Source organism: Micromonospora sp. 15K316, assembly GCF_004348525.1.
Taxonomy (GTDB): Bacteria; Actinomycetota; Actinomycetes; order Mycobacteriales; family Micromonosporaceae; genus Micromonospora.
In genome coordinates this window covers 1-769 of sequence record NZ_SMKG01000442.1, presented here as the reverse complement: position 1 = coordinate 769, position 769 = coordinate 1, and the positions used below count along the sequence as shown (strand labels likewise).

General features: G+C 74.4%; 1 pseudogene. It reads left to right on the top strand.

The annotated features are described in order from the left end of the window. Window positions 1-708: pseudogene (locus tag E1211_RS32885) on the top strand (carboxypeptidase); the annotation flags it as partial. Window positions 709-769 lie beyond the last annotated feature (61 nt).

Here is a 769-nt window from a genome sequence, read left to right as displayed (position 1 = left end):
GCCCCGCACCCCGGCAGCAGCCCGCCGCCGATCGACGCCCCACCGGCCGACCTCATCCTCGACAACGCCCCCTGCGCCTACAAGCTCACCGAGGAGCAGTACCACGGCCCCCGCACCGACGGCCCCACCGGCGCCGTCACCACCGCCGCCGAACGCATCGCCGACCACGGCTGGAAGGTCGTCAAGGCCGCCGACGGCTACTACGTCCCCCTCAACCAGCCCGAACGAGGCCTGATCCCGCTCCTGCTCGACGCAGTCGGCGTGGAGAACCTCGTCGACGGCCAGCGCGTCTACCCGACCCGCACCGGCCGCCACACCGGGCCCCTCACGATCACCGGCTTCGCCTGCCTGGCCGACGCCACCGTCACCGGCCCCGTCACCGTCCGGCCCGGCGCGACGCTCGTCGCCACCGACACCACCATCACCGGACCCGTCAACGCCACCGGCGCCGCCGGCGTCCTGCTCGCCAACAGCAAGATCACCGGCCCGCTCCGGGTCACCGGCACCACCGACGCGATCTCCCTGATCGACCTCACCGTCACCGGCCCGGTCGACCTCTCCGCCAACCGCACCACCACCCAGCCGCTGCTCGCCGGCACCCGGGTCACCGGCCCGCTGGCCTGCGCCGGCAACACCACCGCACCGACCAACCTCAACATCCGCAACACCGTGACCGGCCCCCGCGCCGGCCAGTGCGCCACCCTGTGACACCCACCCGATGACCGTGCCGGCAGGGCGGACGCGCCACCGCCCTGCCGGCACACCACCC